This is a genomic window from Candidatus Halobonum tyrrellensis G22 (genome assembly GCF_000495475.1).
Lineage (GTDB): Archaea > Halobacteriota > Halobacteria > Halobacteriales > Haloferacaceae > Halobonum > Halobonum tyrrellense.
The window spans coordinates 17765-31124 of sequence record NZ_ASGZ01000029.1 but is presented as its reverse complement, the minus strand read 5'-3'; the positions used below and the strand labels follow the sequence as shown (position 1 = coordinate 31124).

The following is a 13360-nucleotide window of genomic DNA, read 5'->3' as shown; positions in this document are numbered from 1 at the left end:
ACGTGCACCTCGCGCCTCTCGGGGGGCTCCGACGACACCCCCTCGCGGACCTGTTCTCGAACCGGGCGTTCCGGCTGCTGTTCGGCGGCCGGGCGGTGAGCCTCGCTGGCGACGCGCTGTACGCGGTGGCGGCGACGTGGCTCGTCTACGAACTCACGGGGTCGACGGCGTACGCGGGGCTGGCGAGCGCGCTCGCGTCGGCGCCGGGCGCGCTGCGGGCGTTCGTCGGCCCGCTGGTCGACCGGTCGCGGCTGGACCGCGTGCTGGTCGGCGCGGAACTCGCGCAGGCGCTCGTCGTCGTGGTCGTCCCGCTTGCGGCGTGGGCGGGCGCGCTCTCGGTCGGCGTCGTGCTGGTCACCATTCCGCTGGTCGCGTTGGCCGGGCAGGCCGGCCCGCCCGCCCAGAACGCCGCGCTCCCCCGGGTCGTCGACGGCGACCGTCTCGCGCGGGCGAACACCGCGTTCCAGGTCGCCTCGCGGGGGGTCGGCTCGCTCGGGCGGGCCGCCGGCGGCGCCGCCGTCGCGGCGGTCGGCGCCGTCCCGCTCTACCTCGCGGACGCGGTGACGTTCCTCGTCGCCGCGGCCGCGTTCCGGGCGCTGGTCGTGCCCGCGGCCGCCGAGGCGGGCGGCGCGGGCGAACCGGGGTCCGACGGCGACGGGGCCGCCGACGACTCGTCCGGGCTCCCGTCGCTCGGCGCGTACGTCGCGGAACTCCGGGAGGGCGTCGCGGTCGTCCGCGAGTCGGCGGTGGGCGCGATGGTCGCGGCGGTCGCGGTGACGACGTTCGCGGGGGGCGCGTCGGTGGGGGTGCTCCCGGGGTACGCCGACGCCCTCGGCGCGCCGTCGCTCCCGCTGGTCGGCGCCGGCGACGCGGGCACGTACGGCCTGCTCGTCGCCGCCAACGGCGCGGGCGCGTTCGTCGGGTCGCTCGTCGCCACGCGGTTTGAGGGCGTCCCGTTCGGTCGCATGACCGCCGCGGGGTTCGGCCTCAGCGCGGCGTGTTGGGCCGCGGGCGTCGCCGTCTCCGCGCCGCTTCCGACCGCGGCGCTGTTCGCGCTCGCGTACGTCCCCGCCGGGGTGTACAACGTGCTGGTGCTCACGGTGGTCCAGACGGGCGTCCCCGACGGCCTCCTCGGCCGGGTCACCGCGGTCGTCGGGGCGGTGTCGAGCGTCGTCGGACCGGTCGGGACGCTCCTCGGCGGCGCGGCCGGCGAGGCGGTCGGCGCGGGCCGGGTCGTCGCCGCCGCGGCGGTCGGGTTCGTCGGCGTCGCGGCCGCGTGGGTGGTCGTCCCCGCGCTCCGGCGGTTCCCCGCGGCGAGCGAGGTGGAACCGGGGCGGTTCGGGCCGGGAGCAGCCTGAAGAACGAACGGGTCTCCCACAGTGGCCGTCGCAGTCGGCGAACGGCGACGAGCCGACTCACGAGCTGTCGTTTCGGACTCTCACGTGAGAACGAACCTACTCGTTCGCCAGCTTCTCGTACGTCTCGCGGTGCCGGTCGATGTTCCGCTTGGCGAGTGCTCGCACCGCCTCACGACGCTCTTCGGGTGTTTTCGCGGAGCGGATCTGCTCTACGAGCCGTTCTCGCTCGGCGGAGTCGTCAGCCGATTCGGCCATGTTCTCGCCCACACGTAGGTCACTCACGAGTATAGTGCTTTGCCCATCCCTCGAAGCGTCGGACGATAGCGGCCATTTCGAGTTCCGAACCTTCTGTCGCAAAGTCCCGGAGGATGTACCGCATCCAGCGGTCCTCCCAGTCGAACTCGTATCCGTTGAGGTTGTACAGCATCGTTGCGGCCGCGAGCGCAGTCCGCTTGTTACCGTCCACGTACGGGTGTTCAGTGGCGAGGAGGCGCGCGAGATGCGCTGCCTTCTCGTGAATCGTCTCGGGGACTTCACCGAAGTACCCTTCCGAGACGTACACTAACGCCGACCCGACAGCGTCGGGGTTCCGGGTACCGGCGTCGGTATCGCGGTTCTCCGCCACGATAGTATCATGAAGCGCGTGGACGTCGTCAGCGGTGGGGTACTCGATATCGGTCATCTCCCGGGGGCGAACTCGACCGCGCTACTCGGCTTCCTCGCCCAGTCCGGACTCCGCGAGCGCGTCCGCCGCCGGCGCGTCGTCGTGGACGACGGCCGAGACGGCGCGCGTCATCGCCCCCGGGTCCCGGTGTTGGAAGATGGTCCGCCCCATCGAGACGCCCGCGGCGCCCGCGTCCATCGCGCCGCGGACGGCGTCGAGGGTGGCCTCGTCGCCGACGGGCGACCCGCCCGCGATGATCACCGGCAGCCGGGTGGAGCCGACGACGCTCTCGAAACTGTCGGCGTCGCCGGAGTAGGCCGTCTTGACGAGGTCCGCGCCGCACTCCTCGGCGAGCCTGACCGCGTGGCCGAGGTACTCGGGGTCGTGTTCGGGGTCGTCGCCCTCCAGGTTCGCCCCGCGGGCGTACGCCATCGCGAGCGTCGGCAGGCCGTAGTCGCTCGCCGTCTCGGTCACGTCGGTGAGGAACTCGACCTGTTCGGGTTCGTAGTCGGAGCCGACGTTGACGTGGACGGAGACGGCGTCCGCGCCCGCGCGGATGGCCGCCTTCACGGTGCCGGTCCGGCGTTTGTCGTTCGCCTCCGGGCCGACGACGGTCGAGGCGTTGAGGTGGACGAGGTAGCCCGCGTCGTTCTTGTTCGGGTGGACCCGGGGCGCGATACCTTTCTGTGTGAGCACGGCGTCGGCGCCGCCGCGGGTCACGGCGTCGATGGTCGACTCGATGTCGCGCAACCCGTCGACGGCGCCGAGCGTGATGCCGTGGTCCATCGGCACCATCAGCACGCGGCCGTCCGTCGAGATGCGGTCGAGTCGGGCGTCGAGTCCTGCGTGTTCCATCGTGCGAACGTCTGGCAATCGGCGTAAAAGCGTTTCCGAACCGCTCGGCCTCAAGAGCCTTCGGTTCGCGGCGGGCGTCGCGAGAACCCGCGCTCGACGCCCTCCTTCAGCTCACGGGCGAGCGATTCGAGTCGGACGGCCACCTCCTCCGTGGGGTCGCCGTTCTCGTGGCCCTCGGCGACGATGTCGACGAGCGCCGAGCCGACGATGACGCCGTCGGCGCCCGACGCCACCACCTCCGCGGCCTGCTCGCCCGAGGAGATGCCGAACCCGACGGCCTTCGGCAGGTCGACGCCCGACAGGCGGTCGAGCGACGCCGCGGTGTCGCTCGACACGTCCGACCGTGCGCCCGTCACCCCAAGCCGCGCCTGCACGTAGAGGTAGCCCGACGACACCGCGACCAGTTTCTCCAGCCGCTCGTCGTCGGTCGTCGGCGCGACGATGGAGACGAGGTCGAGTCCGAACTCGTCGCACGCCTCCCGGAGCGGTCCCGCCTCCTCGGCGGGCAGGTCGGGGACGACGAACCCCGACAGCCCCGCGTCGGCCGCCCGTTCGACGAACGGCCGCGGACCGGGCCGCTCACCGTACTGGTAGACGAGGTTGTAGTACGTCATACAGACCAACGGCGTGTCGGTGTCGAGTTCCTCGACGAACTCGAAGAAGCGGGTCGGCGTCATTCCCCCCTCCAGCGCGCGCACCACGGCGCCCTGAATCGTGGGTCCCTCCGCGACCGGTTCCGAGAAGGGGAGACCGAGTTCGATGGCGTCGGCGCCGCCCCGGTCGAGCGCGCGGACGTACTCGAGCGACGACTCGTAGTCGGGGTCGCCGACCGCGAGGTAGGGGACGAACGCCGGGCCGTCGGCGAACGCCTCGCGCAACCGGCTCACAGCCCGCCCTCCCGTTCGAGGACGTCCATGTCGGGCGCGTTCGACAGGTCGCGCCTGTCGGTCTCCTCGATGACGGATTCGAGGTCCTTGTCGCCCCGTCCGGAGACGTTCACCACGACCACCTCGCCCAGGTCGTCGGCCGCCGAGTGGAGGTACGCCAGCGCGTGGGCGGACTCGAGCGCGGGGATGATCCCCTCCTCCTGTGAGAGCCGGTGGAACGCTTCGAGCGCGGCGTCGTCGTCCTCGTTGACGGGCGTGACGCGCCCCTCGTCGACGAGCGCCGCGAGTTCCGGGCCGACGCCCGCGTAGTCGAGCCCCGACGACACCGAGTGCGACTCGACGATCTGACCGTCGCGGTCCTGGAGGAGTTTGGTGCGCGCGCCGTGGAGCACCCCCTCACTGCCCGTCGACAGCGACGCCGAGTTGGGCGCGACGCCGGTCTCCTGGTCGACGTCGAGGGAACTCCCGCCGGCCTCCACCGCGTACAGGTCCACGTCGTCGTCGCCGACGAACTCGTGGAACGTCCCCATCGTGTTCGACCCGCCGCCCGCACAGGCGAGCACCGCGTCAGGGAGCCGCCCCGCCTTCTCCCGTATCTGCCCGCGCGCCTCCTCGGAGATGACCGCCTGGAAGTCCCGCACCATCGTCGGGAACGGGTGGGGACCGACGACCGACCCGATGACGTAGTGGGTGTCCTCGACGTTGGTCGCCCACTCGCGCATCGTCTCCGAGATGGCCTCCTTCAGCGTCCCCCGACCCGCGGTCACGGGCACCACGTCCGCGCCGTTGAGCCGCATCCGGAACACGTTGGGCCGCTGGCGGTTGATGTCGCGTTCGCCCATGTACACCTCACACGGCATGTCGAGGTGGGCCGCCGCCATCGCCGTCGCGGTGCCGTGCTGGCCCGCGCCCGTCTCGGCGATGATCCGCTCTTTCCCCATGTACTTCGCGAGCAGCACCTGCCCGAGCGCGTTGTTCAGTTTGTGCGCGCCGCCGTGGAGCAGGTCCTCGCGCTTGAGATACACCTCGGTGCCGTACCGCTCGGAGAGCCTGTCCGCGCGCTGGAGCGGAGTGGGCCGCCCGCCGAAGTCGGCGAGTCGCTCGCGGAACTCGTCGACGAACCCCTCCTCGTTGTCGAGGACGTACCGCTCGTAGGCGTCCGTGAGTTCCTCGATGGCGGGCATCAGCACCTCGGGGACGTACTGGCCGCCGTACGGACCGAACTTCCCGTCGCCGGCGCCGGCGCCTCGGTCGCTGTCGCTCATGTCGCGTCCTCCGTCCCGGCGGTAGTAAAACGCCGCGTGTTCGCGGCCACGTCGCCCGCCGCCCCCTCGGTGTCCATGATCGCGGAACCGATCAGGAGGCCGTCCGCGCCCGCCGTACGCATCCGCCGGGCGTCCGCGCGGGTGGTGATCCCCGACTCGGCTATCAGCGTGGCGTCGTCGGGAACCTCCGGCGCGACCGTCTCGAACGTCGAGAGGTCCACCTCCAGTTCCGCGAGGTCGCGGTTGTTCACGCCGACGATTTCGGCGCCCGCGTCGACCGCTCGCCGTACCTCCGCCGCGTCGTGAACCTCGACGAGCGGCTGGAACCCCCGGTCGCGCGCCGCCGCGACCATCCGCGGGAGGTCGTCGAGGAAGCGCGCGATCAGCAGCACGGCGTCCGCCTCGACTACGTCGAGGTGCTCCTCCCGGAGGAGGAAGTCCTTCCGGAGCACCGGCACGTCCACCGCGGCGCGGACCCGTTCGAGCGCCTCGGGCGACCCGCCGAAGTGGCTCGGCTCCGTGAGCACCGACAGCGCGGCCGCGCCGCCGTCGACCATCGCGCGCGCGAGGTCGACCGGGTCGTCCGCGCGCGTCCCCTCGGTGGTGGGGCTGGTCGGCTTCACCTCGGCGATCACCGGGACGCGCCCGTCCGCCTCCGCGGCGGCGAACGCGTCGGGGAGCGACCGGGCGTCGACCGAGAGCCGTCGGTCGCCCCCCTCGCGCGTGCCGGCCGCGTCGAGGATGGCGCGCACCGCGGGCGCGACCTCGTCCTGTGTGTTCATCTGTGTTCACTAATGCGCATATCCGTACAAAAGAGTTGCGTCGGCGGGGGCGGGCTGACGGGTCGACCGTCGGCCGCCGGCCCGCCGGGCCGCCGGACCGCGGGCCGACCGTCGCGTTGAAACCGCGCTCGCGCCACGACGGGGTATGGACACGAACGCAGGCGACGTCGGCGACGCGGGCGTGTACGCCCGCGAGTCGCCGCGGCTGGGGCGGGCGGTCGAACTCGGCGCCGCGGCGGGGCGGACCCTCTCGGTGTCGTTCCCCGCGGCGGTGCCGGACGACGCCGCGGCCGACCACCCCGTCCTCGACCGGCTGTTCGACTACCTCGACGGCGCGGAGGACGACTTCGCCGACGTGACGCTCGGACTCACCGTGCCGACGGTCCAGCGGAGCGTGCTCGAATCGACGCGGAACGTGCCGTACGGCGAGTCGGTGACGCTCGACCGCGTGGTGGCGATGACCGCCGAACTCGACCCCGACGACGGGGGTGACGTCGACGCCGCGCGGACCGCGCTCGCGAACAACCCGACCCCGATACTCGTCCCCGACCACCGCGTCCGCGACGCGCCGGGCGCGACGCCGGGCGACGTGAGCGAGACGCTGCGCGACGTCGAGGGCGTCGAGACGTACTCCTGACCGCACCGGTCAGGCGTCGTCGGCGCGCGCGAGGAAGAACACGACCGCGAGCGCGAACAGCGCCTCCGCGGCCGTCTCCAGCGGCGCGACCCCGACGAGGACGCCGCCGAGTTTCGTCGCGCCCGCCAGCAGGAACATCGCCGCGTTCGTCACCGCGCCCGCCTCGGTCGGCCCGGTGTGGACCCACATGGTCCGCTGGGCGGCGAGCAGGCCGACGCCCACCATCGCACAGCCCGCGACGAACGCGGGCGGGTACCACCCCCGGTACCACCCCCCGACGCCGTAGACGACGACGACGACCGCGAGCAGCCCCGCGACGACGGCCGGGAGGGTCGACCGGCCGTCGGTGCCCAGTTGCATACCGCGCGGGTCGCGTCCGGTCGGCGTAAGCGTGACGGAAACCGCAGACGGCCGTCGGACGCACCCGCACAGCCGTCGCGCTCCCGCCGGGCGAGCGGGACTCCCGGCCCGGTTCGGTCGACACCTGTCCAGCGGAGGCCCGTGGTACCGCGACTCTCGCAACCGTTATCCCCGGACGGGCGGTACGTATGGTTGCAATGGCACACGGTACGGTTGACTTCTTCAACGACACGGGCGGCTACGGTTTCATCTCCACCGAGGATTCGGACGACGACGTGTTCTTCCACATGGAGGACGTCGGCGGCGAGGACCTCACGGAAGGCACCGAGATCGACTTCGACATCGAACAGGCCCCCAAGGGCCCCCGCGCGACGAACGTCGTCCGCGACTGAACTGAGACCGACGTCGCCCGACGGCGACGACCGGCTCGTTTCGATTCTTCCGACGCTGCGACTCACCCCTGAGCCGCGCGTACGTTCCTACGTCTGGCGTCCGTCCGGCATCGAGAGCGCGCCTCGCGCTTCCGTCCGGCATCGACAGTCCACCTCCGAGCGAGGCCACCCGTCATCGAGGGGCCGCCTCGATCGGGGCGGCGCGTGTTCGGCGGGACGGTCCGTCACCCCCCGACCCCCCAGAAGAACGCGATCCCGAGGACGGTCACGACCGACAGCAGCAACTGCAACGGTCCGCCGACCCGGAGGAAGTCCGAGAAGCGGTACCCCCCGGGACCGTAGACGAACAGGTTCGTCTGGTAGCCGACCGGCGTCATGAACGCCGTCGAGGCGGCGAACGTCACCGCGAGCACGAACGCGAACGCGTTCGCGTCGATCGACTGTGCGGCGCTGGCGGCGACGGGGATCATCAACACGACGCTCGCGTTGTTGGAGATGACGCTCGTCAACAGCCCGGTCGCGAGGTAGAACACCCACAGGACGCCGAGCACCGGGAGGACCGTCGCCGTCGAGGCGACGGCCGCGCCCAACAGCGCGGCGGCGCCGGTCTGCTGGAGCGCGGTCCCCAGCGGGATGACGCCCGCGAGCAGGAAGATCACGTTCCACTCGACGGACGTGTACAGTTCGTTCGGCTTGAGCACGCCCGTGAGGATCATCGCGACCACGCCCGCGAGCGACGAGACGACGATCGGGAGGATGTTCAGCGCCGGGAGCGCGACGACGCCGGCGACGATGGCCACCGCGAAGGGGATCTTCCCGCTCCGGTACTCCACGTCGTCGAACTCGTGGGCGACGATGAAGTCCTCGTTCTCGACGAGTCGGGTGAGACTGTCCGGCGGCGCCTGGACGAGGAGCGTGTCGCCGACGCGGATACGGATGCTCTCGAACCGGTCGCGGACGACCTCGCCGCGGCTCCGGAAGGCGAGGACGTTCGCGGTGTAGCGCTGTCGGAACGTCGAACTCGCGAGCGTCTCGCCGACGAGGAACGACCCCGACGGGACGACCACCTCGACGAACACCGGTTCCTCCTCGTCGGGGTCGAGGTCGTCCTCCGTCCGCGGGCCGCCCGCGAACGTCAGCCCCTCGGCGTTCATGATCCGTTCGAGCGTCCCCCGGCTCGTCCGCAGACGGAGCGTGTCGTTCTCGTGGATCTCCTTGCGGGCGAGCGGATCGGAGAACCGTTCGCCGTACCGGATCAGCTGTAACACGTCGATGTCGAGGTCGTCGTCCCCCAGCGCCTCGCCGACGGTCTGTCCGATCAACGGTGACCCCGCGGGGACCACGACGTCCGCGAGATACTCCTGGAGGGCGTACTCCTCGACGAGGTCCTCGTCGGCCGGCACCCGCTCGGGGATGAGTCGCACGCCGACCGTCACGAGATAGAGCGCCCCGACCGCGAAGACGACCGCGCCCAGTTTCGTGAACTCGAACATCCCGAACGCGTGCAAGCCGAGTTCCGGCGACTCGGCGCCGAGTTGGGCCGCGATGTCGCTCGCGAGGATGTTCGTCGACGTGCCGATGAGCGTGAGCGTCCCCCCGAGCATGGAGGCGAACGACAGCGGCATCAACAACTTCGACGGCGACGTCTTCCCGTTGTGGGCGAGATCGGAGATGACGGGGACGAGGATCGCGACGACGGGCGTGTTGTTGACGAGTCCGGACACCGGACCGGTGATGCCGATCGTCGCCGCGAGTTGCTTGCGTCGGTCGGTCCCGGCGAACGAGGCCATCCGCCGACCGAGTAGCTGGACGAGTCCGGTTCGGTTGATCCCCGTACTCAAGATGAGCATCGCCAGGACGGTGATCGTGGCCGGACTGGCGAACCCCGATATCCCCTCCCGCGGGGAGATCTGCGTCCACGGTTCGAGCACCATCAGCAGGACCATCACCGAGATGGCAGTGACGTCGATGGGGAGCCACTCGGTCGCGAACAGGACGAGCGCGAGGAGGATGAGCGCGAAGACGACGAGCATGTCGGCCGTCAGAGCCCCACCCTGCACTAGGGGGGTGGGGGCGAAGAAGGACATACGTAGAGGAGGGTCGACGGCGGGAAAAGGACTCGTATCCGCCGCCGGTCCGGCGACCCCGCACCGGTTGCCCGTTCCGGCGAACGCTTATCCTCCTCGCGGGTCTCCGTTCGTGGTGATGGGCGTGTTCAGGGAACTCGGCCGACGGGTCGAACAGTTCAAAGCCGACGCGGAGACCGCGGCCGAGGAGAACGCCCCGTTCCGGTGTGAGGCGTGCGGCGCGCGCTTCGACGAGGACCACGAGCGGTGCCCCGACTGCGGCGCCGAGGGGACGGTCGCGCTCGACGACTGACCGGCTTCGCTTCGCCTCAACCGGAGCCGTCCGGCCGGGGGCGCTCGTGGACGAGAAACGCCAGCGCGTTCGCCGGGTAGTGGGCGACGACCGCGGGACGCCTCGTGTAGACGAACCCCGCCGCGAGACCCCGAAGACCCCCGTGACCGCTCTCCCGGCGCGTCCCTGCGCGCCATCCCCTAGCGTGGCCGACGAGCCGGCGGCGAGGTGACCCTCGGTGCATCCACCCGGGCTGGCTATGTCGGGTCCGACCCACGGGACGCCGCCGCGGCCGGTGCCGACGGATCATCAGTCCCTTCCCCGACGCGCGCCGAGTGGGAGCATGTTCTTCGGGCTCGGCCCGCCCGCGCTGGTCGCGCTCGCGGTCGTCGGGTTCCTCGCCGGCGTCGGCATCACCGCCATCGGCCCGGGCGGGGTGTTCGTCACCGTCGCGCTCGCGCTGACGGCCGCTCCGCCGGCGGTCGTCGCGGGCACCGGCGGCGCGACCAACATCGCGGCGGGCCTGCTCGGGACGGTCGCGTACATCCACTCGGGCGAACTCCGGACCGACCGCGGCCTGCACACCGCCGCCGCGCTCGCCGGCCCCGGCGTCGTCGGGGCGCTCGTCGGTGCGCGGGTGAACGCCACCATCTCGGCGGCCGTGTTCTCCGTCGTCCTCGGCGTCGTCGTGGTTCTCGCTGGGGGCCTGACGTACTACCGCGAGTGGGACGACACGAGGGCCGACGGGTCGATCGACCCGTCCTCGCGGTTGGGCGCGCTCGTGGTCGGTGCCGTCGGGTTCGCCGTCGGCGTCCCCGGCGGCCTGCTCGGCGTCGGCGGGCCGGTGCTGGCGGTGCCGCTTCTGGTTGCGCTCGGCGTCCCGTTGCTGCCCGCCGTCGCCGCCGCGCAGGTGGGGTCGGTGTTCGTCGCCGTGCCGGCGACGGCCGCCTACCTCCAGGCAGGGGCCGTCTCGCTCCCGCTGGTCGCCGTCGTCGGCGGGCCGGAACTCCTCGGCATCCTCGTCGGCTGGTGGGTCGCCCGCCGCGTCGATCCCGGAGCGCTCAAACGCGTGCTCGCGGTCGTACTCGTCGGCCTCGGCGTCTACCTGATCGCGTGACCCGGTCGGTACCCGTCGGGCCCGTCCGGCGGGAGGCCGGTTCGATCGAACCGGCCGGGCGGGTGGACCATCCGCATCCCGAGACGCGCGCGTAACCCCCGCGGAGCACCACGCGGACCCACGGTCGCCCCAGTCGTCAAGCGAGTCGCATCGTCGGCCGACCGCGGGGACGGCCGGCGGATGAACCTGCTGTCCGAGGATCCAGGCCGACCCCACGACAACAGCCATCAATACGGGACCACATAGCGGATCGGCGGATCGCTGTCCCCGGATTTAACCGTCTCACGCCAAGAATGTATCTTCGAAGTGGCTCTATTAGAGACCCGATCGTTAGCGAGCAGTAGCACCGGCCACAGGTGTCGTCGGCCGCCGCCCGGGACGCGACGAACGGGCGGGCCGACGGGTACGCGCCGAACCCGTCGGCGAGCGGGGGGGAGCTGAGATGTCGACATCGAGTGGGAGCGGGCTGCGCGACGCGGTGAGCGGCTTCTTCCAAGAGTACGGGCTCGCGTTCGTCATGGTCGCGAGCTACTTCGGCTCGGGGTCGGTGTTCATCGCGTCCTCGGCGGGCGTCCGCTACGGGTACGCGCTGTTGTGGGCAGTCGTTGGCGCCGCCCTCCTCGGGTTCATGGGACAGGACATGAGCGCGCGCCTCGGCATCTTCGGCGAGTCGCTCATGACGTTCATCCGGGGGAAACTCGGCGAGACCGGCGCACTCGTCGTCTCCCTGCTGTTGTCGGTCGGCTGCGTCGCGTGGGCACTCGAACTCACCGCCGCCGTCGGCAAGGGGATCTCCATCCTCCTCGGCGGCGCCGTCGGCTGGATGCCACTCGCAGTACTGACGGGACTCGCGGCCGTCGTCACGGGCGTTCTCAACTACGAGGGGATCGAGCGGGTGATGACGGTGATGATGCTCACGCTGCTGGTGATCTACCTGGTCGTCGCCGGCGCCAGCGCCCCCGACCTCGGCGCGTTCGCGGCCGGATTCGTCCCCTCGACCGACACGTTCGGCGACCCAAGCGCGCTCACGTTCGCGGCCGGCATCGTCGGGACGACCGCGCTGTGGCCCAACTTCTTCCTCGAATCCAACCTCGTTTCCGAGAAGGGGTGGACCGACGCGGACGACGTCTCGACGATGCGGCGCGACCTCGGCATCGGCTACGCCGTCGGCGCGATCACCACTGTCGCCATCGTCATCGCCGCGGCGGCGGTGCTACGGCCGGCCGGCTACACGTCGCTGGAGACGTTCATCACGCCCGGCCGGGCGCTCGCGGACGTGCTCGGCCAGTGGGCGATGACCCTCTTCCTCCTCGGTGCGGTCGCGGCCGCGTTCAACAGCATCGTCCCGATCATGTGGGCGCCCGCATACATGATCCAGAACGCCCGCGGGAAGGAGGCCGACAGCGGCACCCGCGAGTTCAAGCTGATCTACGCCGTCGGGGCCGGGATCGGCTGTCTCTCGCCGCTCGTTACGATCCTCTTCGGGCTGAGCGTCGTCGACATGATACTCCTGTTCCCGGCGTACAACGGTATCGTGGGGCTCCCGATAACGGTCGTCTTCCTCTTCTGGGCGCTCAACGACTCCGAGACGATGGGCGAGTGGACCAACGGCGCCGCCTTGACCGCCGCGAACCTCGTCCTCGTCGTTCTCGCGCTGTTCCTTTCGGCGACGTCGGCACCGAGCTTCTTCGAGACGGTCACCACCGGCGGGTTCTGACACGACCCCCCGTCGGCGTCGAGCCGCTCCGGTCCGGGCCGACCCACCGGCCCCACACCGGGACTCACCCCTCGCCGGCGCTCGGCCGCTCGTGGACGACGAACTCCAGCGCGTTCACCAGGTAGTGGGCGACGACGACGACCGCCAGGCTCCCCGTGAGGACGAACCCCGCCGCGAGCGCGAACCCGAGGACGCCCGTGACCGCCATCCCGACCCGTCCCTGCGCGCCGTGGCCCAGCGCGAACGCCACCGACGAGCCGACCGCGAGGAGCCACGGCGACACCGGAAACCCCGCCGAGAGCGCGCCGACGAGCGCCGCGCGGAAGAGGAACTCCTCGAACAGCGCCACCAGCGGGAGCACGGCGAACAGCAGCAGCGCCCACTCGCGCGCCGAGTCGGGCGCGAGCGCGGCGCGGAACCCCTCGGCGGCGTCCACGCCGGCCCGCTCGCCCAGCCGGCCCGCGAGGTAGTTGCCGACCCACAGCGCGACGCCGAGACCGACGCCGGCCGCGAGCAGGCGCGGCGAGACGGCCGGGTCGAGCCCCAGCGCCGTCGCCGGTAGCCGGGTCCACCACGCCGCGAAGACGAGTAGCGTGGCGAACAGCCCCTGCGAGAGTAGCACGTTGAGCAGGAGCGCGCCCGGCGGGAGGTCGGCGGGCGCGTACGCGTCCTCCGTGGGGACCGCGCGAGCGCCGACCCCGACCGCCGGGTCGGGGGGTGGGTTCCGCGCCGACTCCCGTTGGGCCGCCGACTCCGACCCGGCGGCGTCGCTCGTAGGACGGCGAGTCCCGTCCGCGCGGCGACCGCCGGGGTCGACGTCGGAGGTGGCCTCGGCGTCGATATCGGCGGCGGCGTCGCTCGCGGTCGGTGTGGAAGTGGACGTCGAGAGCCGCGCGAGCGCGAGAAGCAGTGCGAGGACGACGCCCGTGATCGCCGCGAACGCCGTCCAGTCGGTCACTCGTACTCGT

The 13360-nt window shown here is 71.6% G+C and carries 15 protein-coding genes; 6 read left to right on the top strand and 9 right to left on the bottom strand.

The genetic code is table 11. The features are described 5' to 3' along the window. Window positions 1-2 precede the first annotated feature (2 nt). A complete protein-coding gene (locus tag K933_RS09185; protein ID WP_023394447.1) occupies window positions 3-1358 on the top strand; it encodes an MFS transporter in 1356 nt (451 codons plus the stop codon). 96 nt (window positions 1359-1454) lie between these two features. Here the strand turns inward: K933_RS09185 and K933_RS18355 are convergent, their stop codons facing one another. Genes K933_RS18355 through trpC form a run of 6 tightly spaced genes read right to left on the bottom strand, consistent with a single transcriptional unit; the run spans window position 1455 to window position 5811 of the window. Beyond that, window positions 1455-1640 (bottom strand): hypothetical protein, encoded by a 186-nt coding sequence (locus K933_RS18355; protein ID WP_161631414.1) that lies wholly within the window; start codon window positions 1638-1640, stop codon window positions 1455-1457. After that, the gene (locus K933_RS09180) at window positions 1633-2040 is read right to left on the bottom strand and encodes a type II toxin-antitoxin system death-on-curing family toxin (RefSeq protein WP_023394445.1); all 408 of its coding nucleotides are present in this window, start codon (window positions 2038-2040) and stop codon (window positions 1633-1635) included. Before K933_RS09180 ends, K933_RS18355 begins: the two co-directional genes overlap by 8 nt. A 24-nt stretch (window positions 2041-2064) precedes the next feature. Further along, entirely contained in the window at window positions 2065-2877 is an 813-nt protein-coding gene (locus K933_RS09175) for a 2-amino-3,7-dideoxy-D-threo-hept-6-ulosonate synthase (protein ID WP_023394444.1), read from the bottom strand. 50 nt (window positions 2878-2927) lie between these two features. After that, window positions 2928-3764 (bottom strand): tryptophan synthase subunit alpha, encoded by an 837-nt coding sequence (gene trpA / locus K933_RS09170; protein WP_023394443.1) that lies wholly within the window; start codon window positions 3762-3764, stop codon window positions 2928-2930. Next, window positions 3761-5029, bottom strand: a complete 1269-nt coding sequence (gene trpB / locus K933_RS09165; RefSeq protein WP_023394442.1) for a tryptophan synthase subunit beta — start codon at window positions 5027-5029, stop codon at window positions 3761-3763. The genes trpA and trpB overlap by 4 nt, the downstream gene beginning before the upstream one ends. Then, window positions 5026-5811 (bottom strand): indole-3-glycerol phosphate synthase, encoded by a 786-nt coding sequence (gene trpC, locus K933_RS09160; RefSeq protein ID WP_023394441.1) that lies wholly within the window; start codon window positions 5809-5811, stop codon window positions 5026-5028. Before trpC ends, trpB begins: the two co-directional genes overlap by 4 nt. A gap of 145 nt (window positions 5812-5956) precedes the next feature. Between trpC and K933_RS09155 the strand changes: the two genes are divergently transcribed. Beyond that, window positions 5957-6448 (top strand): MGMT family protein, encoded by a 492-nt coding sequence (locus tag K933_RS09155; RefSeq protein WP_023394440.1) that lies wholly within the window; start codon window positions 5957-5959, stop codon window positions 6446-6448. 9 nt (window positions 6449-6457) lie between these two features. Here K933_RS09155 and K933_RS09150 read toward each other — a convergent pair whose 3' ends face one another. Further along, window positions 6458-6808: a hypothetical protein gene (locus K933_RS09150; protein ID WP_023394439.1), complete on the bottom strand. Its 351-nt coding sequence runs from the start codon at window positions 6806-6808 to the stop codon at window positions 6458-6460. Window positions 6809-7005: 197 nt separating this feature from the next. On the opposite strand from K933_RS09150, the gene K933_RS09145 reads away from it, so the two are divergent. Continuing rightward, entirely contained in the window at window positions 7006-7200 is a 195-nt protein-coding gene (locus K933_RS09145) for a cold-shock protein (RefSeq protein ID WP_023394438.1), read from the top strand. 224 nt (window positions 7201-7424) lie between these two features. On the opposite strand, the gene K933_RS09140 is transcribed toward K933_RS09145, so the two are convergent. Beyond that, window positions 7425-9233, bottom strand: coding sequence for an SLC13 family permease (locus K933_RS09140; protein WP_023394437.1), 1809 nt, complete (start codon window positions 9231-9233; stop codon window positions 7425-7427). 172 nt (window positions 9234-9405) lie between these two features. Here K933_RS09140 and K933_RS18705 point away from each other — a divergent pair, with 172 nt between their 5' ends. From K933_RS18705 to K933_RS09130, 3 genes are all read left to right on the top strand, one after another. Continuing rightward, entirely contained in the window at window positions 9406-9579 is a 174-nt protein-coding gene (locus tag K933_RS18705) for a hypothetical protein (protein ID WP_023394436.1), read from the top strand. A 322-nt stretch (window positions 9580-9901) separates the two neighbouring features. Then, window positions 9902-10675, top strand: a complete 774-nt coding sequence (locus tag K933_RS09135) for a sulfite exporter TauE/SafE family protein (protein ID WP_023394435.1) — start codon at window positions 9902-9904, stop codon at window positions 10673-10675. A gap of 442 nt (window positions 10676-11117) precedes the next feature. After that, the gene (locus K933_RS09130; protein ID WP_023394434.1) at window positions 11118-12392 is read left to right on the top strand and encodes an NRAMP family divalent metal transporter; all 1275 of its coding nucleotides are present in this window, start codon (window positions 11118-11120) and stop codon (window positions 12390-12392) included. Between the two features lie 64 nt (window positions 12393-12456). On the opposite strand, the gene K933_RS09125 is transcribed toward K933_RS09130, so the two are convergent. Continuing rightward, entirely contained in the window at window positions 12457-13350 is an 894-nt protein-coding gene (locus tag K933_RS09125) for a CPBP family intramembrane glutamic endopeptidase (protein WP_023394433.1), read from the bottom strand. Between the last annotated feature and the right edge of the window lie 10 nt (window positions 13351-13360).